Here is a 20,397-nt window from a genome sequence, read left to right as displayed (position 1 = left end):
AGGGCCGCCGTGTTCCCAACCTTCGCCGCACCGTCGTTGGTGTCGATACCATCCCATTCACCACAGTTGTCGCCGTTGTTGTTCTGGATGACGAATACGAACTGCAGGTCGCCGTTGTAGCCCTGGTCGATGTCGATGCCGTCGTCCTTGCAGAACGCCACCGAAAGGTGGCTGGCGTTCACCGTTCCACCGAAGAACTCGATGCCGTCGTCTTCGTTGGCAAACACTTCGATGTGATCGATCACCGTGCCGTCACCGACACCCCCAAGAGTCAGACCGTTGATCTCGTTGTTGGCGGACAGGTTGAATCCACCGTGGCGGATCGACACATACTGGAGGATGCCGCTGTTGTCGTTGTCGTCCTGCGCGTGGAGGCTGTCATAGCCATACTCAAGAAGATCGCTGAAGGCATCGCCATCGGCATTGCGCGAACCGACGGGCGTGGTGCCCTCGATCACGTCGTTGCGGACCGGTTGGGCACTCGTGTTGACCAGCGAGATCGAAGCGTTGCCCAAAAGGATCACGCCACCCCACTTCGCCGTGTCTCCCGCGCCGAGAGGAGCACTAACATCGGTGTCGTCGTCATAGGGGAGGTCGACGCCGCGAAGAGCCTCAAGGTTCTCAATGGCATCGAAAATGATCGGCGCTTCCGCCGTTCCCTGGGCATCGATCTGGGCTCCACGGGTGATGATCACCGAACCGACGAGGTCGTCCGAAGGATCACCCGGCGTGTTGAGCGGGTCGCTGTTGGTGCTGTAGATCTTCGTGCCCGGCTCGATCGTGAGCGTCGTGCCGTTCGGAACGTAGACCCGGTCCGTGAGGATGTAGGTGTTGTCCGCCGTCCAAGTGGTGTCGTTGGCAAGCACGGGGGTCGACCAGTCGACACCGTCCTTGTCTATGTTGGCAAGTTGGGTTGCCACCACGTCGATGTCCGCCGCCTGCGACGCCAGCACGGCGCCAAGCCCGATCAGACCAGTGATCCACGTGGGATTGATACTGTTGTTTGTTTTCATGGTTGGAGATGAGATCTCGAGACATCCCCTTCCTTTTCCGGGGACGCGGCGGAAGCTAGCTTGGCATCCAGAAACGCGGACAAACCTTTCCTGAAACGGATTCGTCACCTTCCGGAAAACCCCAGGATCAGGCCTAGAACGAATTTCAAGCGTAATCGCGCGATCGGAGCAGGTAGATTGCTCGGACTTTCGACTTTGAGACCTTTGACTTTCAGACCGAAGCCGCTGCCTAAAGAAGTGCCATCAGGCCTAAAACAGGCACTTCATCTCGAGAAAATAGGTTCTCTGCGCCTCAAAAGTCCGATGCGTGCGTCCGTCCAGGGTCGTTGCTCCTCCGCGCCAGACCAATTCCCGATCCGTCGCGAAAAGATTCTTCACACCGGCCCCCAGTTCGAAGGCGACGCCGGAGGTTTCGTCCCCCCAGACCTTCCGGAGAACAAGATCGAGCGACTGGATCGCCTGCTGTTCCAGGTTTGGATCCGCCTCGGTCGTCCTCAGAATGGTGTTGTAGGCACCGGTGAAGTTGTAGATCAGATTCGCGCTGAGCCCCCATTCCTCGTGTTCGTAGCCAAGATTGATGTTGGCGAGCCATTCAGGCTGGTAGGGGAAGCTGACCGAAGTGGTTTCAAACATGCCGGTCGACGGGTTCTCCACTTCATAGAGGAGTTCGGCATCGATGTAAGTCATGTTGGCCTCGATCGAGAACGGACCAAGGTCTTGAACACTCACTTCGAACTCGACTCCGCTCAGGTTGCTCGTTTCTCCATTGGAGTAGGTGATGAGGTCGGCAAAAAGACGCTGCTCGATCACCGGATCCTCGATCACCTTGTGGAAGAAGCTCACCCGGGTGGAGATCGATTCGTTGAACAAATACTGGAACGATAGATCATAGTTGGTCACTTCCGAGTTGGCGAGGAAGGGGTTGCCCTGGCGGATAATGCCCGTCGAAAGATCGATCGACTTGGTCGGCAGCCACTCGTAAAAGGTTGGCCGGGCCGCTGTCTCGGACCAACCTGCGATCACAATCAGGCTGCCGTCAAAAAAGGAGGCTCCGCCGGTCACCGCGGGAAGAATCTCCTCGTATTCCTGCGGTTGGAGGTTCTGGAAGTCCGGCGGCAGGATCGGTGCCGGGTCGAGGATCGTCGCGGAACGCACCTCCTGCTCGTACCGAATGCCACCCTTGAGGAACCAATCGTCGAAAAACCACTCACCTCCGATGTAGTGGGAACTGATGGTGTGCTTGCCCTCGACGTTATTGATCAGCTGTGCCGGCGGACTCAGATTGTTCCCAAGCGTGTTGTCATTGAAGTACACCGAACCCTGCCAGTAACCATCGATGAAGTTTTGCAGAAGCTCCGGATTCTCAACAAAATCCTCGCCCAGGGCGAGTAGCACATCCTCGGGAAGACCGTAGATATTATTGCCGGCCGCATCCTGAAACTCGGGGATGAGATCGTAAATTGAAACCTGAGAAGTCCTTTCCTTCTCCATGTCGGAGAAACCGAGATTCAGGCGGACTCCCCGTGATTCATCCTCCTCGCTGAAATAGTAGGGCAAATCGAGATCGATTCGCTGGTCCACAGTATTCTCTTTGATCTCCTGGACGGTCCGCGGAGAAAAATTTCCTGGACCCGCCTCTTGTGTGATGGCGAGCAAGGCCAGGGTATCGACGGTCCCCAAAGAGGGATCAACGACCGGATATCGGCCGATCGTCTGATTGATCACTCGATCAACCGTGGATTGAGACACTCCCTGATCCAAAAGGTACTGGCCCGCTTCGTCCAAGGATTGAAAGTCCGGAGCGTCCGGGAACGATCGCAGGATCTGATTGTAGAGTCGCTGGTCCTCGACATCGCGGGCGACCTGAAATGCTTCTTCGTCGGTGAAGTCGAGGGTCGTCCACTGGAACAGGGAGTAGTTCGGTCGATCCTCCAGAGCGTCCGATGTCGTATAGCCCCAGTTCACCGAAGGACCTCGATCGCCCAGCTTGTGCTTTCCGGCCAGCTGAAACACCTCGAGGTCCTGTTCGACAATGTCGATCTGGTCGAAGTTCCGCCGAAGGCTGGCGGAGGCTCCAAACAGGTTGGTGGTCGCATTGAAGTACTCCGGAGTTCCGAAAATCTCCCCATCCTCGATGTTTCTTGCCGTCTGAACATTGTCTTGGGTGATGTTCTTCCGGAAGTAGGTTGCGGTCAGCTCATGCTGGTCATTGAGCTTCAGGCCTGCGGCTGCATAAAGATTCCACTCGTATTGCCGTTGATAGTCTTCCTGATCCCAGGTTTCCCCATTGACGCGCAGCAAAGGAGTCGCGTTGAAGCTGTCTTCCGATTTCGCTCCACCGGCGACGAGAAACCCGAGGTCGAGGCTGTCGGTCAACTCGATCGTGTCGCCGATGGCAGCGCTGAAGGACTCTTCGTCCCTGCTCTTCCTGGCGACCGGACGAAGATAGCGCGTATTGAAAAGCCCCACCCAGGCTTGCTGGGCATCGGGAACCGTCGGTGGATCCCCGGGATTCCGTTCAGGTGAACCGGGAATCAGGAAACCATTGGTGCCGGTGATCGCGTCCCGATCGATCTTGTTCGAATTGGGGATCCCCTGGAAGTACTGCATGTCGCTTCCCTGCGAGGTGAGGATGTAGTCTGGAAGTGACGGATTGAACTCGCGCTTCACCTTGAAGCTGATCACCCGGTCTTCGGGGAATACCTTGGTCTGAAGATCAATGGCGGCGCCGCCGAAGTCGCCGAGGAGTTGCTCGCGATAGGTTTTGTCCACCACGATCGCCCTCATTGCCGATGTTGGGAAAAGGTCGAGTCGCACCGCCTTCCGGTCGGGAACGGCCGAGGAAATCTGGCCTCCATTGAGGGTGGTGGTGACGTAACGATCCGCCAAACCCCGGACCACGGCGAACGCTCCATCCACCACGTTGGCTCCCGACACCTTCTCAAGCGCCTCGCCGGCATCACTGACCGCCGCCTTGGCAAAATCCTCCTCCGACATCCCGCTGCGAAGCGAGGGCGTCTCGATCTCGAGATCAAGGGTGAAGTCACCTTGGTTCCCTTCGCTGTATTCCCCGACGATGGACTCCTCCGCGAGCAGGAACTCCCCCTCAGCCGTGTCCACCGCGGGTTTCTTCCGGAGGGCGATGCGGACTTCCGCCGGCGAACCCGGTCGCGGGCTGGCGGCCGCCTCGCCCATCGAGTACTCCAGCTTGAGCGCCTCGACGGTGTAGTCTCCCGGTGGCAATCCACCGATTTCAAATCGACCCTGGGCGTCGGTGATGTCCTCACGGCCCTGACCAATCACCACGACGCTGGCGCCGGCGATCGGCTCGAGCGTCGTCACATCGGAAACCTCACCGGTGATCACGCAGTTGCCCTGCTCGCGCTCGATCGGGAGCAGGTCGCGCGGCTCGCCGCCCCCGCCTGCACCACCGCCGGCGCCGGGATCGACCGGATCGAGTCCCGGGTCGGCCGGCTCCGCCGGGACCCACGGTTCGTCCGATCTTTCAGGCGGACCAATGCCGACCTCGCCCTCCGGCACGGCGTCTTCTGCCGGGGCTTCCTCGACCTCGTCGTCCGGAACCAATTCGTCCCCGGCCGTCGCGCCTCCCGCCACATCACCCTCGTCCTCACCCGCAAGAACCTTGAGAAAGGGAGAGGGACCCGCACCGATCCGGCCGAGCGGATCAGGAAGCTCGAAGAATGCCGGGATCACCTCGAGTCCCTGCTGCCATGGCGCGCTCCACAGTTCTCCCCGATCCAGTGGAATCACCGGGCACGACGGCGGCTCTTCCATGGCGTCCTTGGTCGGGAGCAACGCGGCTGACGCCGTCACCCCGGCGGAGACCGGAAGGCTTTCGAGGGCCATCGCCGGGTGAAACACCAATGCGGGACCACTCAGGCAGAGGAGCAGGATCGCACATCTCCGCCTTCTCTCATCCTCTTCGGCAAGGAACGGAGCCAGCAAGTGGGCATGCCACTGGCACAGCCGGCGCAGACGGGAGATGAGGGCGGTGAACGACGGCGGAGACACGTGCCCGCGCGACATACCCCTTGCAGCCAGCAGGACGAAGATGGCTGCCGTGACGGTTCCGTCACGAAGGACCGCCCGCAAATCTGACGCGATCGCTACAGGGCCTCAGCGCCGCTCCGACCCGCGCCGGTGGCATCCTCCCCCGGATCGTTCATGCCGGTTGACCGACGACCGTGCCGGGCAGCGGACCATCATCGTCCTCCTCGCTCTCCTCCGCGGCCTCGGGCTCCTTCTTCTTGGGCTCGTCGTCCGGAAGGACCGGAGGCCTCGGGGAACTCGGTGGATCCTTCATCTCGCCGTGCTCGATGAGATCGTTGATGTGGTGGGCGTCGAGGGTTTCATACTCGAGCAAGGCCTCGGCGATCAATTCAAGCGCCTCGCGCTTCTCCATCAGGAGCCGCTTGGCCTCGGTGTAGGCCTTGTCGATCGCGCGCTTGATCTCGGCATCGATCTTCTGGGCGGTCGCCTCGGAGTAGCCACGATCGCGGGACATGTCGCGGGCGAGGAAGACCTCTCCGTTGCTCTCGCCATACTCGACCATGCCAAGCTCCTCGCTCATGCCCCACTCGCAGACCATCTGGCGCGCGAGGTGGGTGGCCTGGCGGATGTCGCCGGAGGCGCCGCTGGTCACATCGCCGAAGATGATCTCCTCGGCCACGCGCCCGCCCATCGTCACGATCAACTGCTCCAGTCCCTGGCGCTTGTGGAAGTGATACTTGTCCTCCTTCGGAAGATGAAAGGCGGCGCCAAGGTAGGGTCCGCGGGGAATGATGGTGACCTTGTGCAGCGGATCGGTGTGCTCCAGCGTGGCCAGCAGCAGGGCGTGGCCCGCCTCGTGGTAGGCGGTCGTCTTCTTTTCCTTCTCGCTGAGCGCGAGGCTGCGGCGCTCGCGGCCCCAGCGGACCTTGTCCCGGGCTTCCTCCAGTTCGGCAAGCGTCACGGCCTTGAGCCCCTTGCGGGCGGCCAGCAGGGCGGCCTCGTTGATCAGGTTGGCCAGTTCGGCGCCGGAGAATCCGGGCGTGCCCCGGGCGATCGTGCCCATGTCGGTGCCGGGCGCCAGCTTCACCTTCTTGGCGTGGACGCCGAGGATCTGCTCGCGGCCCTTCACGTCCGGAAGATTGACCGTGACCTGGCGGTCGAAGCGACCCGGGCGCAGCAGCGCGGGGTCGAGCACGTCGGGCCGGTTGGTGGCAGCGATGATGATCACCCCTTCCTGGGTGTCGAAGCCGTCCATCTCGACCAGAAGCTGGTTGAGCGTCTGCTCGCGCTCGTCGTGACCTCCGCCCATGCCGTGCCCGCGATGGCGGCCGACGGCGTCGATCTCATCGACGAAGATCAGGCAGGGTGCGTGCTTCTTGCCCTGCTCGAACATGTCGCGCACGCGCGAGGCACCGACACCGACGAACATTTCGACGAAGTCCGAACCGGAGATGGAGAAGAAGGGAACGTCGGCCTCGCCGGCGATGGCGCGGGCGAGAAGCGTCTTGCCGGTGCCCGGAGGGCCGACCATCAGCACGCCCTTCGGGATCGAGCCACCGAGCTTCTGGAATTTCCGCGGATCGCGCAGGAACTCGACGATCTCCCACAATTCCTCCTTGGCCTCCTGGATGCCGGCGACGTCCTTGAAGGTGACCTTGTTGGTATCGCGCGTCAGCAGCTTCGCCTTCGACTTGCCGAAGGACATCGCGCCCTTGCCGGCCGCCTTCATCTGCTGGCGGAAGAGGAAGAACAGGAGCAGCACGATCAGGAGAACCGGCAGGAAGGTCAGGACGATGCGCCCGAACATGTCCGACTTGCGGACGTACGGGATCTCCTTCTCGGCAAGCAGTTCGGCCAGTTCGCTGCCCTGCAGCATCATCGAGGTCTCGACCACGAAGGGCGTCAGCTCCTTCATCTGGTTCTCGCCGATCTCGGGCAGCGGGGCCGCGTCCTGGATGTTGCCGGTCAGCAGCGCGTCATCGGCGGTGCTTTCCAGCTTGAGCGTGCGCGGATCGACCAGACCCCGGGCCATGCCCTGACGGAACTCACGGAGGGTGATCGGTTCGCCGGATTCGACTTCCGGCAGGGTCTCGACGTATTCACGCTGCGGCAGATTTTCACCGAGGATATCGAGGATCTCTTCTTCCTGACCGGTCCGGCGACCGAAGGTCAGCCGGAAGGGATCGGCGGCCGATCCCGGCACGGCGAAGTTGTCCGGCTTGTCACGGAGCAGACCGATCACCTTGGCATCCAGTCCGCCTTCGCCGGTCTCGACCCGCAGCACCTTCTTGTTGCCCGGCAGCTCGGTCACCACCAGGCCCTGGTCCCACTTGGTCCGGAACTCGTTGTAGGTGAGCTGCTGCGGTTTTCCCGCCATCCCGTCCTTGAAGAAGGCGAGACCGAGGATGAACAGCGCCACCCCGAGGAAAATGGCGAGCCTCCAGTTGAAGCCGGGCGAATCGTTCGGCCCGCGCTTGTCCCGGGGATCCGGAGGCGGGCGGTTTTCGGGCGAGTCAGACATGATGAATGATGGATGGCGCCTCTTGCCGGGACGCGCCGACAGTTTAGCACGCCTCGTGCGCGAGGGCAAAAGGCGCGTCAGCCTAGCGTGGACCCCGGGAAAGGAAACCCCCTTTTTTCGCGCCGTCCTTGCCCTCCTCCGCGGCATCAGGGAGCATGCCGACGATGCGCGAGGACGCCTCCGACCAAACCGATGCCGGGCGCCCCACGCGCCCGCGCGGATGGTTGCGCCGACGCCCGGGCGGGGCGACCGGCGGCCGGGTGCTGGGCATGATGGTCGACGCCTTCGCCGGCTTCGCCACCCTCGACGGCCGGCTCGATGCCGGAGAGGCCGAATTGATCCTCGACCTGCTGCGTTCCGCCTTCCCCGAGGCGGATCACAGCTGGCTCGGACGGCGCGTCCAGCGGGCGGTGCGCGATCCCAAACCGCTGGCCAACACCGCCGCCGAACTCCGCGAGGTGCTCGACGAGGGCGAGAAGATGGCGGTCGGGCTGCAGCTCTACACGCTGGTCGATGCCGCCGAACTCGCCGACCGGAGCCGCTCGGCCTTCGAGGTCTTCATGCGGCGGCTCGGAACCCCGGAACACGCACGCCAGATTCTCGATGAAATGGGCGGACTGCCGGCGAACACCCCGGTGGGTTTCGAGCGGATCATCTTCTCGCGGCGACACTACTCCGACGTGGTCCTGCCAGAGGCGGCGCGCGATCATGGCTTCCGCGTCTACCGTGCCGCCGATCTGATCCTGGTCCGCAACACCGGCAAGGCCCCCCTGTGGGTGCGCGGCCGCTCGCTCGAGCCGGGCAACTTCCTGCGCATGCGACCGCGCCAGCAACTGCTCGTGCCCGGCTGGTCGCTGACCTGTGAGGACCTCGTTTTTTTTCTCAACGTCGCCCTCACCGGAAACCCCTCGACCATCTATCTCGCCGCCACCCCGGAGGGCTGGATCAGCGAGAGGATCCGCAGCCGCCAGAGCACCGTTCGCATCCGCTTCGGACTCAGCGCCGAGGTCGAGGCGCTGAAGCCGACCGCCAGCGTGGTCGTCGGGCGCGGTCCGCTGAAGCCGAACGAACCCCTGATCTGCGAGCACCAGGACAAGCTCAGCGGCGAGAACGGGCTGACGGCCTCGCTCGATGCGCTGCGCCGCCGGGCCGCCGAGGCGGGCGGGCGCTTCCGGCTGAATGCCGACCAGCGCGACTTCCGCGTTTCGAATGATCCCACCGTGCTCGAGCGAGGCGACCTCCTGCTCAGCCCCGGTCTGGCGCCGCGGGTCGTGCTGCGGGTCCGCTTCGACCCCGAGACGCGCACCGGCGATGTCTTCATCCGCGAGGCGGCCGGACCGATCCTCGCCGATGGCAACCCGGTCCGGGCCTCGGCCCAGCTGACCGAAGGCTCGGTGATCCGGATTTCCCGCACCCAGGCCCTGCGCTGCCGCTTCGGCGAGGGCATCATCGACGAGGAGCGGAACCTGATCGAAACACTGCGCGTCGAGGACCTGATCCACAAGTTCGTCCCGGATGGCCGCGCGCTCGACAACATCTCCTTCGAGGTGCGGCGGGGCGAGATGATGTGCATCATCGGCCCCAGCGGCTGCGGCAAGAGCACCCTGCTCTCGATCCTCGCCGGCCACCTTCAGCCGACCCGCGGGCGCGTCCAGCTCAACGCCGCGTCGCTCTACGAACACCGGGATGCGCTGGTGCCCTTCATCGCCAACATGCCTCAGGAAGAGGCGCTGAATCCGCAGCTCACCGTGCGTGAGCACCTGCGCCATGCGACCACCATCCGCCGCGCCTCCCTGCCGAAAGGGGAAGTCGACCGCCGTGCCGACGGCATCGTGGCCGAGCTCGGCCTGCAGTCGATCTCGCGCCGCCGCGTCGGCTCACCGGGCGAGAAGACCCTCTCCGGGGGTGAGCGCAGCCGGCTGAATCTCGGCCTCGATCTCGGCAGCGCGGCGGAGGTCTTCCTCTTCGACGAGCCGATCTCCGGACTTTCCTCGAAGGACTCCGAGCACGTCGCCGAAACGCTGCGCTCGCTGGCCCGCGACAAGATCGTCATCGCCTCGCTGCACCGCCCCGGGGCGAACGTGCTGCGGCTCTGCGACAAGGTCCTGCTGCTCGACAACGGCGGCCGGCTGGCCTTCTTCGGCACGCCCGCGGGAATGATCGAGTATTTCCACGAGGCCTGCACCGAACTGCGCATTCCCCACCCCTCGGTCGAGGCCAAGGCACCGCTCGGCGCCGACTTCGTCTTCGACGTGCTGGAAACCCCGCTGGCGCAGTTCGGCGGCGGCGAGCACGGAGGGGCGACCCGGCGGTTCCCGCCGAACTTCTGGCAGGAGCGGTTCGAAAGCCGCGTGCTGATCCACTCGCTGGGGACGCCCGCGCCCGCGCCGGCAACCCGCCTCGAGTCGTTGCCCGAACTCACCCAGCGCGGCCTTCCCGGAACCCGGACCGGACGGCGGCGCATCCACGAGGCTTATCGTACTTTCCAGACCCAGTTCGCCAGGGCGATCCTCTCGAAGCTCCGCAACCGCGGCACGCTCTACGCCACCTTCATCGAGGCACCGCTGCTGGCGGCGCTGATCGCGATCACGCTCCGCTCCTCGCCCGAGGGCTCCTACGAGTTCTCCACCGCGCTCCACATCCCGGCCTATCTTTTCCTCTCGGCCACGGTGGCGATGTTCCTCGGCCTGACCAACTCGGCCACCGAAATCCTGCGCGACCGCCCGACCCTGCGGCGCGAGCGCAACGCCCGGCGCGGCGCCTTCCTCTACGTGGCCGCGAAATTCACCGCCCTGGCCCTGGTCGCGGCCGTTCAGTGCCTGATCTACACCGCCGTCGGCCACCGCATCCTCGAAATCCACGGCACGCTGATCGACCAGTGGCAGTGGATGACGCTCACCGCCTGCACCGGCACGGCCCTCGCCCTGCTGGTCTCGGTGCTGGTGCGCACCGAGCGGGCGGCCCTCACGGCCGTGCCGCTGCTGCTGGTTCCGCAGATGCTGCTCGCCGGGGCCCTCGTCCCCTACCGCGAGATGAACCGCGGGCTGTTCGAGGACGCCAGTATCGAGCGGGAGCGCGGCGGTATTCCGGTCCCGGCGCGCCTGATGCCGCTGCGCTTCGCCTACGAAGGCATGGTCGTCACCCAGGCGACACGAAATCCCTTCGACCTCAACCGCATCCGCATCCAGCGCCGGGTCGACACCTTCAAGGACATGGTCGCGCAATCCGAGGAACCGCTCACCGAGACCAGCGGCGAGCGGTTCGACGTGATGAAGGTCGCGCTGCAGGCACTCGTCGGCGCCGATGCCACCGACCCGCAAAGTGCGGCCGAAACCTCGGCCGACATCGCCCGCCTGGCCCGCAGCGGCACCATGGTCGAACTCGAGTCGCTCGAGATCCGCCCCGACTCCCCGGATGCCCGGCCGATCTCCGACTTTTTCGTCAACAAGCGCATCGAACTGATGGTAGAGGAAGCGAGAACCTTCCGCACCGACTACCGCAACGAGGCACTCGGGCGCCGCCCGAACATCTTCCTCGCCCTCAAGAAGCCGTTGGGACAGCGCGATGTCGCCACGCTGCACGTCTCGGCGGCGATCCTCGTGCTGACCAGTTTCCTCTGCTGCGTCCTCACCGGGGTCGCGCTCGCCCTTCAGAACCGCCGGACGCGGTAGCAGGGAATTTCTATTTTCTCCCAGGCTGGGCGGCGCGCTTGAGCGCGTCGGCCACGACCTCGACCGTCGCCGCGTCGAGCGGCTTGGGCAGCACCGCGCCCAGAACCAACCGACCGAAGGCGGTGTCCACCGGCACGACGACCAGGTAGGCTTCGGCGCCGACCTTGACGTGGACGTTGCCCACCTCGCCCTTCACCGGCCGGTAGGCCTGGGCCAGGCTGCGGGCGAGAAAGTGGAGCTTGGTGAAATCCGCATCGTCGAGCACCGGCTCGCCGTCCCGCTCGAGAACGAAGGCACCCTTGGCATCGAGCTGCTGGATCAGCCACTCGCGGAAACGCCCGAGCCGGGCGAGCAGCGGTTCGCGTGGCGGGAGATCGACCTTCGGCACCTCAGGCGGCGGAGGCGCATCCGGTGCCGCCGGCGTCGCAAGGAAAGGCTTCGCCGGCTCGTTCTCGGCCGGAAAGGGATCGGCCGCCGGGGCGGACGAAATGAAGCCCTCGAAGCCGGGGCCGAAGCCGGCGTCGTCGGTGCTTTCCTTCCGCTCGCGGCGCGGCGGAGTCATCAACTGCCGGGCCAGCCGGCGCACGGCATCTCCGTCGATCCAGGGTTCGACCGGGTCCATCAGGTCAGTTGGGAACGAGTTTGGCTTCGATCTCCGCCCGCAGCGCGTCGAAGACCGCATTGGCGCCTTCGCCATCCTCCATCACACCCACCGGCAATCCGCGGGCGCTGGCCTTCACAAACAAGGGGTCGCGGGGGACGAGGGTGCGGATCATCAGCTCCTCCGGGAGCAGATTCCGCAGCGCCGCCACCGAATCGCGGCTCTCCTCCATGTCCTGCTGGACCATCGTCAGGATGACACCGAGCACGACGAGGCTGGGATGGATCACCCGCAGGCGGTTCAATCCCTCGAGCATTTTCGGGACCGAACGGATGCCGAGCGGCTCGGCCTGCTGCGGCACGAGGACCGCATCGCACGAGCAGATCACGTCGGCAGTGAGACCGAAAAGCCCGGCGGGCGTGTCGATCAGGCAGATGTCGTAGCCCCGGGCCTCGACCGTGCGGAGGAAACTCCGGACCCGCGAAAGGTGGGCACCCGTGGGCCCGCCGCTCACCTCGTAATCCCCCGCCTGGCCGCTCGCCACCAGGGTGAAGGTCTCCAGCCGCGTCGGCACCAGAATCTTGTCGAAGGGGATGCCGGGATCGGCCAGATAGTCGTAAAAGCCGGACAACAGGCGCGATTGACGCGTGAGCGACAGCCCGACCGAGCCCTGGGGATCGGCATCCACGAGCAGGGTTCTGAGTCCGGCGCGTGCGAACGCGTGGGCAAGGTTGATGGATACCGTGGTCTTGCCGACCCCACCTTTTTGACTGGATACCGCGATGCTGATCATCCTTGGAAATCGGTGGCGAGCGTAGCTTGGGCTTGTAGGGGAGAAAGCCTTTTCTGCATGCTGTCGGAGTCCGGCACCCGTCGGGCACTCCCCTGCCATGAAGATCCACCCCCTCGTCCCCTGCCTGCTCGGAGTCACCCTGACCCTCTCATCGTGCAGCAGAGACAGCGGTCCCGACGAGCCCGAAACCCCTGCGGTGGTCGCTCCCGAGCTCAGGGTCAACCAGTTGTCCGAGACCCCGTCGGCACTCCTCAAGGCCTGGGCGGACTCCGACGTGAACTGGCAGCAGTGGGATCCCGCGGTCCTGGACCGGGCGACCGATGCCCGGCGGCTGGTTTTCGCCGTCATCGGTTCGGTCCGCTATCCGGGCACCTTCGAGACGCTGGATGCCATCGAATCCCGTCCCGACATCGTCCGCCGGCTGAACGAGGAGTTCGTGCCGGTGCTCGCCGATCTCGACATCAGCCGCGAAACGAGCCTCGTCGCCAGCGCCCTCAGCGCCGAAACCGGCCAACCGGTCAACTTCCCCTTCGTGCTGCTGCTTTCGCCGAACGGCGACCCGGTGAGCTGGCAGCCGCTGGCCTATCAGAACGACGAGATGATCCAGAACTTCTTCGACAACTCGGTCGAAGTGATCAGCCGACTGTGGAACGAATCGCCCGACTACGTGCTGGAAGACAGCGCGACCAAGAACGGCTTCCGCCGCGACGGCATGCCCAAGCAGGACCCGGCGGTGGAGGATGCCGACGAGCGCCTCGATCTCTACCGCACGGCGATCCGGCGGCTGACGAGTTTCTACGAGGTCGACCTGAGCTCGATGAGCGGTTCCGGCGGACTCTTTCCGGTCGGCACGCTCGAATGCCTCGGCGATGCGGCCATCCACCCGAAACTGGACCCGGAGCTTCGTCAAAAGGCACTCGTCAGCCTGTCCGGGATCCTCGACCAGTTGCAATCCAGCGCGATGATCGACCCGCTGGACGGCGGCATCTACAGCGCCCGCCGGGGACCATCGTGGAACTTTCCGGTCTTCGTGCGGGACTGCACGACCCAGGCCCGCGCGGCCCGCGCCCTGAGTCTGCTGCATCTGGAGGTGGACCGCCCCGACGCCCTGGAGACCGCGCTGGCGGCGATCCGTTTTGCCGAGGCACAATTCCTCACCCCGAAGGGCCTTTTCGCCATCGCCACGCGCCCCGGTGACTCGCCCCAGGAAGAGTGGCTGTGGACGATCGAAAGCGTGAAGACCACCCTCGACGAGGACGAGTTCCGGGTCTGGAAAGCCATCTCCGAACTCGACCGGCTCGGCAACCTGCCGATCGAAGTCGACCCGGACCGCGAGTTCTTCCGGCTCAACTCGCTCGGGCTGAGACGCCCGGTCAGTGAGGTCGCGCAAGAGACCGGACTGTCGCCCAACAAGGTGCGGACCCTGCTCGAATCCGGACGGAAGAAACTTCTCAAGGTCCGCGAGGAACGCTTCCCGGCCGCCAGCGGCGATCCGACCCCTTCGGCCACGGCGAGCTTCAGGATGGTCTCCGCCTACGCCGCCCTCTACACCGCGACCGGCGATCCTCAATGGCAGGAAAAGGCGATCGAACTCGGCAAGGCCTGCCGCAAGGCCTTCGGGACGGCCCGTTTCCTGAATGAACGACCCGGGGAGAATCCCGAAAAGATGAGCGATGCCCGGGCGTCCACCTACGCCATCGCCTGCCAGGCCAGCCTCGATCTCGGCGCCGTCACCCTGGAAGACGAATGGAATCTCTGGGGCCAGGACCTCATCACCCTCATGGCCGAGAATTTCATCTCCGAGGACGGGCGCCTGGTCGAGACCCGCGAGGAGTCCCGCGTGATCGACCTCGCCTACTCGGACCGCCTGATGGTTTTCGAGGAATCCACGGCCGGAATGACGCGCCTCAACCTTTCGCGGCTCGACGCGCTCGGTTTCCAGGTTCCCCCCGCCCTGCACCCCTGGACCGTTTCGCTGCCCAAGATCGAGCAGTTTCCCATCGTCCACACCGACACCATTGCCGCCCTTGGCCATCAATCGGTCCGCACCCGCGTCGCCGTCCAGGCCGGAGCACCGGCGCCGCTCGTTGAGGCGGTGACCAAGCTGCCGCTCGAGCGCTTCGAGCGGAGGATGGCCCGCCAGCCCGGCGACGGCGCGCAGATCTCGCCGGTCGACGGGGAAAGCCGGGTCCTGACCGAGCCTGCCGAGCTCCGGGCACTCGCAAAACCCGCGACAATGAACTGATTTCCGCTGGCGGGGCATCGCCGGCCCTTTGTAGGATCGGCCCATGAGGTTATTCAGGATACTCGCTCTCGGACTACTGATCGGATCGGCGGTGCACGCCGACACCATCCGTCTGCGTGACGGCAAGGAATACGAAGGGGTCGTCATTTCCGACGACGGCGATTCCTACACGGTGCTGGTGCAGGTCACCGAGACGATCCGTGACCAGCGCCGGATTCTGAAGAAGGACATCCTCGAGATCGTGAAGGAAAAGAAGGATGCCGCCGCCTTCGAAAAGATCGAGAACCTGGTCCCGACACCCGAGCGCTTGCGCGTCGATGAATACGACGCCCGCATCGAGAGGGTGGAAAGCTTCCTCAAGGAGTTCCCGGACTCCCGTCTGGCACGCAAGGCCGCGGCGATTCTGGAAACACTCGACGCCGAGCGGGAGGTGGTTGCCTCGGGAGGCGTCAAATTCGAAGGCAAGCTCCTGAGCGCCACGGAGCGTCAGAAGGCCGCCTTCACCCTCGACTCGCAGATCGTCCACGCGGCGATCGAGGAGGCCATCGCCGAAGGGCGGAAGATCGATGCGCTTCGTGCCTGGGACAAGCTGCAGGAGGAATTCCCCACCAGCCGCGCCTACGTCGCCGCCGTCCCGAAGATCCTTCCAGTGATGCGGGTGCAGCTCGCGGCGGTGGAGCGCGAACTCGAAGACATCGACGAACGCGTGAAGGAACGCCTCCGGAAGCTCGAACTCGTCCCCACCAAGGACCGCGCCCGTGCCCGGGAAGCCATCGAACGGGAAGCCGCCGACTACAAGAAGCTCGTCGAGGACGAGCGCGAAGCCGGCATCCGGTGGACCAGCCTCAATCCCTTCGAGAAGGAACCGCTCAACAAGGCCAGATCCCTGCTGGAGGCGGAAATCCGACGCCTCGAAAACTTCGACCCCTCGCGGGTCCCGGATGGCGATGCAGCCTGGGCCGAGGCGTGGGCCACCCTCGACGGCGAACCCGATGCCGGAGCCGCGCGGGACGCCTTGTCGAAAGCCCGCAACGCCCGCCTTCCGGCGAAATACATCGAGATTCTCGAGGAGAAGATGCCGTCCAAGTAGCGGTCCTTTTCTCTTTCTGCGGATTGACACGCGACCGCCGCCACCCGCCAATGGCTGCAATGCAGCGACGCACCCAGAGCCGTAGCCGCTCCACCGCGGAAACCCGCATCGAGCTGTCGATCGATCTCGACGGATCCGGTGAATCGAAGATCAACACCGGCATCGGTTTCTTCGACCACATGCTCACGCTGTTCTCGCGTCACGGATTGTTCGACCTGACCCTCGAGGCCGAAGGCGATCTCGAGGTCGACTTCCACCACACGGTCGAGGACACCGGCATCGTGCTCGGTGAAGCCATGCGCGAGGCGCTCGGCGACAAGAAGGGCATCCGCCGCTACGGCCTCTGCTACCTGCCGATGGACGAGTCGCTGGCGCGGGTCGTCGTCGACCTCAGCAATCGGCCCCACCTCGAGTTCCGCGCGCCGGAAGGCGTCGCCGACGCCCCGAACTTCCCCTTCACCCTGGTCGAGGAATTCTGCCGCGCCCTCGCCTCCAACCTGCGGGCGAACATCCACGTCGAGTTGCTGTATGGCCGCGACGGCCACCACGTCGCGGAGGCCATTTTCAAGGCCCTCGCCCGCGCCCTCAGGCAGGCCTGCGAGGATGACCCGCGCGTCACCGGAATCCCCAGCACCAAGGAGGCGCTGTAACGGGGTTGGATCGGTGCATGGGTGGATGGGTTCATGAGTTTCCACCCTCCAACCCATCAACCCATCAACCCATCAACCCGTGAACCCCATCATGAAGACCGGCATCATCGACTACGGCGCGGGAAACCTGCGCAGCGTGGACAACGCGGTCCACAGTCTGGGGGTTGAACCCCGGATCATCGACAACCCCGACGGTTTCGGCGATCTCACGCACCTCATCCTGCCCGGTGTCGGGGCCTTCGGCGACAGCATGGCCGAGCTGGAACGCCGCGGACTGGTGGAACCGATCCGCGATTGGATCGCCGCGGATCGACCCTTCTTCGGCATCTGTGTCGGTTACCAAATGCTCTTCGAGGAAGGCGACGAGAACCCGGGCATCCCGGGGCTCGGTATCTTCAAGGGCCGCGTTGTCCGTTTCCCGGAAGACGGGCGGAAGATTCCCCACATGGGATGGAACGCGGCCACCGCCCGCGACCCGGACGATCCGCTGTGGGACGGCTTGGGAGACCAACCCTTCTTCTACTTCGTTCACTCCTACTTTCCCGAACCCGCCGATGACTCGCTGACGGCGATGGAAACCGACTACGAGGGGCTGCGATTCGCCTCCGCCATCCGGCGCGGCAAGCTGCTCGCCACCCAGTTCCACCCGGAGAAAAGCCAACAGGCCGGACTCCGCCTGCTCAGGAACTTTCTCCAGTAGTCCAATTCCTGTTCAGGAATTGTGAACAACTTCGGGAATTTCTTTCCCGCCGCCTTCGAGCAAGCCCTCCGCCCGGCCCGTTATCTACGGACATCTGCGCATTCCCGGCATTTCCCACTTGCCGGATCGAGGTTTCGGCAGGTCGCCCTCCCGCCTTGGTTGTTCACTCGGGCCGGGATGTTTCAAACAAATCCCAAGTGGCTGATTTTCAGTGAAATAACGATTTTTAAGCGGTCTCTGCCCAGTTTCTGCCCAAGTTATCCACATCCCGGGTCAAGCAGGCGGGTGCCTTCGTAAACCCTTTGAAACGAAGCTGTCACAGAGAATCCGGACCCGACCGGGGATTGTGAATAACTTGGTGAGAACCCACTCTCAGCGCGAAGCCGAGCCGCCGAAAAGAAGACGCAGAACCGACCGGATCAGGGCGAAGACCACATAGAGAACGCCGAACACGAGCCCGCCCACCACGGCCACCGCTCCGACAAGGATCCACAACGGCCACCAGCGGCGATCCAGCCGCACCGTCCAAGGTCGCGCCCCTTGGAACGAAGATGCGGGTTCGTCATCGACCACCGGCGGCGGCTTGCCGTCGATTTCGATGATTTCCGCTTCAAGGGTTTCGGGCATCGCCTTCAAGCATGCACTCCGAACGACCGCATTCAATGGGAAGATCCACCGAGTTTGGAATCGGTGCCGGCCCGGTCCCTGAACCGCGGGGATCCTCCGGGCGATTTTTCATGCCCCTCAATGGGAAATGCGGGTTAGAAAGCGGTCCAAACCACCGTTTCAAGTCCCATGCGCTCCCTTCTCATCGCCCTGTTCCTCCTCGCGCCCCTCCATGCCGCGAAACCCAATTTCATCATCATCTACACCGACGACCAGGGCTACGGGGATCTCGGATGCTTCGGCTCGGAAACCATCGAGACGCCCCACATCGACCGGCTCGCCCGGGAAGGCCGGCGCTTCACCAGCTTCTACGTCGCCTCATCGGTCTGCACCCCTTCCCGCGCCGCCCTGCTCACCGGATCCTACCCGAAACGCGTCGGCCTCCACCGCCACGTCATTTTCCCCCCGGACAAGTACGGCCTGCACCCGGAGCGCACGACCACCATCGCGGATCTCCTGAAGGGTGCCGGCTACGCCACCGCCTGCGTCGGCAAGTGGCACCTCGGCCACCAACCCGAAACCCTTCCCCGCGCCCAGGGCTTCGACAGCTACTACGGCATCCCCTACTCGAACGACATGGCGCATCCCGACAACAAGCGGAAATTCAGGATGTCGCTCGACGACGCATGGAAGGATCCCGCCAAGGGCATCACCTCGTGGAACCCACCACTGATGGAGAACGAGGAAATCGTCGAGATGCCCGCCGACCAGCGGACCATCACCCGCCGCTACACCGACCGGGCCATCGAATTCGTGCGCGCGAACAAGGAGAAGCCTTTCTTCCTCTACCTCGCCCACTCGATGCCGCACATCCCGCTCTTCGTGCCCGACGAGGTCAAGGACCCGGATCCGAAGAATGCCTACATCAACACGATCGAGCACATCGATGAGCAGGTCGGACGACTCGTCGACACCCTGCGCGAACTCAAGCTTGAGGAGAGCACCGTCCTCATCTTCACCTCCGACAACGGCCCGTGGCTGCCCTTCAAGCATCACGGTGGCTCCGCCGGCCCGCTGCGCGACGGCAAGGGCACGACCTTCGAGGGAGGACAGCGGGTTCCCTGCGTCGTCTGGGCTCCGGGCCGGGTTCCCGCCGGAACCGAGAGCAACGCCTTCGCCACCACCATGGACCTGCTTCCGACCTTTGCCGGTCTGGCAGGAGTGGACCTGCCCGATGCGAAAATCGACGGCTTCGACCTCGGCCAGACCTTCACCGCCGACGCCGCCTCACCCCGCACCGAGATGCTCTTCTACACCGCCAACGGCGCGCTCGACGGCATCCGCCAGGGCGACTGGAAGCTGCTTCTCAAGGGCAAGAGGAAGCAAGAAGAGGAACCCAAGCTCTTCAACCTCGCCGAGGACCTGGGCGAGACCACCAATCTCGCCGACAAGCATCCGGAGCGGGTGAAAGCGCTGACGCAGCGCATGCAGGAACTCGACGCCGAAGTCACCAGCAACGCGATGCCCGTCTGGGGCAAACGCTAGGCGCCCCCCGATGGACCGCCGGCGACGACGGGACCCCGCGCGGGTCAGCCCGTTTTCTTCGCGTCCTCTTCCTCGCCGAGCTTGCGCACGGCATTCGACGAGTGGAACTCGGTCAACTGCTCGCCTTCAGCGTTGAAGATGCGGACCCGCAGGCCGATCACGCGTTCCCGCTTCACCGAAGCGGCATGCCTTTCGCAGGTCGGACAACTTGAGCTCGTCTCGCAATCAAGGGTGATCTTGACGCTCTCCGTCTCGAAGGTTTCATCGAGCCGCGGGAGGATCTCGCCCAAGGAGGCTTCTCCCGAGACTACCTCGGTTTTCGACTTTCCCTCGGCATCGTAGCGCATCACGAAGATGTCGTACTTGGCGCTCAGGTCCTCGAACCCGAACTCTCCCCGGTTTCGCACCGATACCCGGAAAAACGAGCTGAGACGGTCGTAGGTGTAGATGCTCCCCTCGTCTTCGCTCCGTTCCGTTTCCTCCTCGGCCACGACGTTGAGGGCGTCCCGCTTGGTCTTCTCCTTGAGAAACTCGGCGAAGTACTCCTGATCCTCTGCCGAAAAGGCGCTGGCTTTGGCGGTCTGCCGGGCACTCTTCCCCTTGTAGCGGAAGACCACGCTGTCGGTCGAAGGACGGTAGTCGATCAATTCGGCCTCGATGGTCCTTTGACCATCGGCACTGGTAAGAGTTCTCGCCAAGCCCGGAACAACGAACAGGCACGCCCAGAAAATCGACGACAGCAACGCTTTCATGGCGGGATAGGACTACCACTTCGAAACACGACCTCCAATGCCAAAACCGGGTGTCACTGAAAGTGGTGGGCATGGCCGGGACTTGTCGGCCGGCAGGCATCACTCTCTAGACTGCGGCGATTCATCGCCGCTTTGGCGAAGCATTTCAATGCGAGCCGCGCCATCGGCGATGAATCGCCTCCATCAAAGCGGCGATGAA

Annotated in this window: 12 protein-coding genes and 1 pseudogene; 6 read left to right on the top strand and 7 right to left on the bottom strand. The window is 64.0% G+C overall.

Annotated features, from left to right (window positions below):
* The 3 genes and pseudogenes from ACG2LG_RS21520 to ftsH form a co-directional block, all read right to left on the bottom strand.
* A pseudogene (locus tag ACG2LG_RS21520) lies at positions 1 to 1,013 on the bottom strand (hypothetical protein); the annotation flags it as partial.
* Between the two features lie 249 nt (positions 1,014 to 1,262).
* On the bottom strand, positions 1,263 to 4,880 hold the full coding sequence (locus tag ACG2LG_RS21515) for a carboxypeptidase regulatory-like domain-containing protein (protein ID WP_396262541.1): 3,618 nt from the start codon (positions 4,878 to 4,880) through the stop codon (positions 1,263 to 1,265).
* Between the two features lie 316 nt (positions 4,881 to 5,196).
* Positions 5,197 to 7,545, bottom strand: a complete 2,349-nt coding sequence (gene ftsH, locus ACG2LG_RS21510) for an ATP-dependent zinc metalloprotease FtsH (RefSeq protein ID WP_396262539.1) — start codon at positions 7,543 to 7,545, stop codon at positions 5,197 to 5,199.
* Between the two features lie 155 nt (positions 7,546 to 7,700).
* Between ftsH and ACG2LG_RS21505 the strand changes: the two genes are divergently transcribed.
* Positions 7,701 to 11,216 carry an ATP-binding cassette domain-containing protein gene (locus tag ACG2LG_RS21505; RefSeq protein WP_396262538.1) on the top strand — a complete coding sequence of 1,172 codons (3,516 nt, stop codon included), beginning with the start codon at positions 7,701 to 7,703 and terminating at the stop codon, positions 11,214 to 11,216.
* A 10-nt stretch (positions 11,217 to 11,226) separates the two neighbouring features.
* Here the strand turns inward: ACG2LG_RS21505 and ACG2LG_RS21500 are convergent, their stop codons facing one another.
* Positions 11,227 to 11,838, bottom strand: a complete 612-nt coding sequence (locus ACG2LG_RS21500; protein WP_396262536.1) for a hypothetical protein — start codon at positions 11,836 to 11,838, stop codon at positions 11,227 to 11,229.
* 4 nt (positions 11,839 to 11,842) lie between these two features.
* Positions 11,843 to 12,610: a ParA family protein gene (locus tag ACG2LG_RS21495; protein WP_396262534.1), complete on the bottom strand. Its 768-nt coding sequence runs from the start codon at positions 12,608 to 12,610 to the stop codon at positions 11,843 to 11,845.
* A 97-nt stretch (positions 12,611 to 12,707) separates the two neighbouring features.
* On the opposite strand from ACG2LG_RS21495, the gene ACG2LG_RS21490 reads away from it, so the two are divergent.
* The 4 genes from ACG2LG_RS21490 to hisH all read left to right on the top strand — a co-directional run bounded on the left by ACG2LG_RS21490 (position 12,708) and on the right by hisH (position 17,295).
* Positions 12,708 to 14,855, top strand: a complete 2,148-nt coding sequence (locus tag ACG2LG_RS21490; RefSeq protein ID WP_396262532.1) for a DUF255 domain-containing protein — start codon at positions 12,708 to 12,710, stop codon at positions 14,853 to 14,855.
* 43 nt (positions 14,856 to 14,898) lie between these two features.
* On the top strand, positions 14,899 to 15,945 hold the full coding sequence (locus ACG2LG_RS21485) for a PTPDL family protein (protein WP_396262531.1): 1,047 nt from the start codon (positions 14,899 to 14,901) through the stop codon (positions 15,943 to 15,945).
* Positions 15,946 to 15,995: 50 nt separating this feature from the next.
* Positions 15,996 to 16,595 (top strand): imidazoleglycerol-phosphate dehydratase HisB, encoded by a 600-nt coding sequence (hisB, locus tag ACG2LG_RS21480; RefSeq protein WP_396262529.1) that lies wholly within the window; start codon positions 15,996 to 15,998, stop codon positions 16,593 to 16,595.
* 91 nt (positions 16,596 to 16,686) lie between these two features.
* Positions 16,687 to 17,295 (top strand): imidazole glycerol phosphate synthase subunit HisH, encoded by a 609-nt coding sequence (gene hisH, locus ACG2LG_RS21475; RefSeq protein WP_396262527.1) that lies wholly within the window; start codon positions 16,687 to 16,689, stop codon positions 17,293 to 17,295.
* A 372-nt stretch (positions 17,296 to 17,667) separates the two neighbouring features.
* Here hisH and ACG2LG_RS21470 read toward each other — a convergent pair whose 3' ends face one another.
* Positions 17,668 to 17,922 (bottom strand): hypothetical protein, encoded by a 255-nt coding sequence (locus ACG2LG_RS21470; RefSeq protein WP_396262525.1) that lies wholly within the window; start codon positions 17,920 to 17,922, stop codon positions 17,668 to 17,670.
* A gap of 168 nt (positions 17,923 to 18,090) precedes the next feature.
* Between ACG2LG_RS21470 and ACG2LG_RS21465 the strand changes: the two genes are divergently transcribed.
* The gene (locus tag ACG2LG_RS21465; RefSeq protein WP_396262523.1) at positions 18,091 to 19,446 is read left to right on the top strand and encodes a sulfatase; all 1,356 of its coding nucleotides are present in this window, start codon (positions 18,091 to 18,093) and stop codon (positions 19,444 to 19,446) included.
* Between the two features lie 44 nt (positions 19,447 to 19,490).
* On the opposite strand, the gene ACG2LG_RS21460 is transcribed toward ACG2LG_RS21465, so the two are convergent.
* Positions 19,491 to 20,198: a hypothetical protein gene (locus ACG2LG_RS21460; protein ID WP_396262522.1), complete on the bottom strand. Its 708-nt coding sequence runs from the start codon at positions 20,196 to 20,198 to the stop codon at positions 19,491 to 19,493.
* Positions 20,199 to 20,397 lie beyond the last annotated feature (199 nt).

The organism is Haloferula sp. A504, from assembly GCF_044385805.1.
GTDB lineage: Bacteria > Verrucomicrobiota > Verrucomicrobiia > Verrucomicrobiales > Akkermansiaceae > Haloferula.
The sequence above is the reverse complement of the archived record's forward strand: the minus strand, read 5'-3'. Positions and strand labels throughout refer to the sequence as shown.

Coding starts and splice junctions, on each gene's coding strand:
- ACG2LG_RS21485 (WP_396262531.1), top strand. CDS start 14,899: ATGAGGTTATTCAGGATACTCGCTCTCGGACTACTGATCGGATCGGCG.
- ACG2LG_RS21495 (WP_396262534.1), bottom strand. CDS start 12,610: ATGATCAGCATCGCGGTATCCAGTCAAAAAGGTGGGGTCGGCAAGACC.
- ACG2LG_RS21460 (WP_396262522.1), bottom strand. CDS start 20,198: ATGAAAGCGTTGCTGTCGTCGATTTTCTGGGCGTGCCTGTTCGTTGTT.
- ACG2LG_RS21490 (WP_396262532.1), top strand. CDS start 12,708: ATGAAGATCCACCCCCTCGTCCCCTGCCTGCTCGGAGTCACCCTGACC.
- hisB (WP_396262529.1), top strand. CDS start 15,996: ATGGCTGCAATGCAGCGACGCACCCAGAGCCGTAGCCGCTCCACCGCG.
- ACG2LG_RS21515 (WP_396262541.1), bottom strand. CDS start 4,880: ATGGCCCTCGAAAGCCTTCCGGTCTCCGCCGGGGTGACGGCGTCAGCC.
- ACG2LG_RS21470 (WP_396262525.1), bottom strand. CDS start 17,922: ATGCCCGAAACCCTTGAAGCGGAAATCATCGAAATCGACGGCAAGCCG.
- ACG2LG_RS21505 (WP_396262538.1), top strand. CDS start 7,701: ATGCCGACGATGCGCGAGGACGCCTCCGACCAAACCGATGCCGGGCGC.
- ftsH (WP_396262539.1), bottom strand. CDS start 7,545: ATGTCTGACTCGCCCGAAAACCGCCCGCCTCCGGATCCCCGGGACAAG.
- ACG2LG_RS21500 (WP_396262536.1), bottom strand. CDS start 11,838: ATGGACCCGGTCGAACCCTGGATCGACGGAGATGCCGTGCGCCGGCTG.
- ACG2LG_RS21465 (WP_396262523.1), top strand. CDS start 18,091: ATGCGCTCCCTTCTCATCGCCCTGTTCCTCCTCGCGCCCCTCCATGCC.
- hisH (WP_396262527.1), top strand. CDS start 16,687: ATGAAGACCGGCATCATCGACTACGGCGCGGGAAACCTGCGCAGCGTG.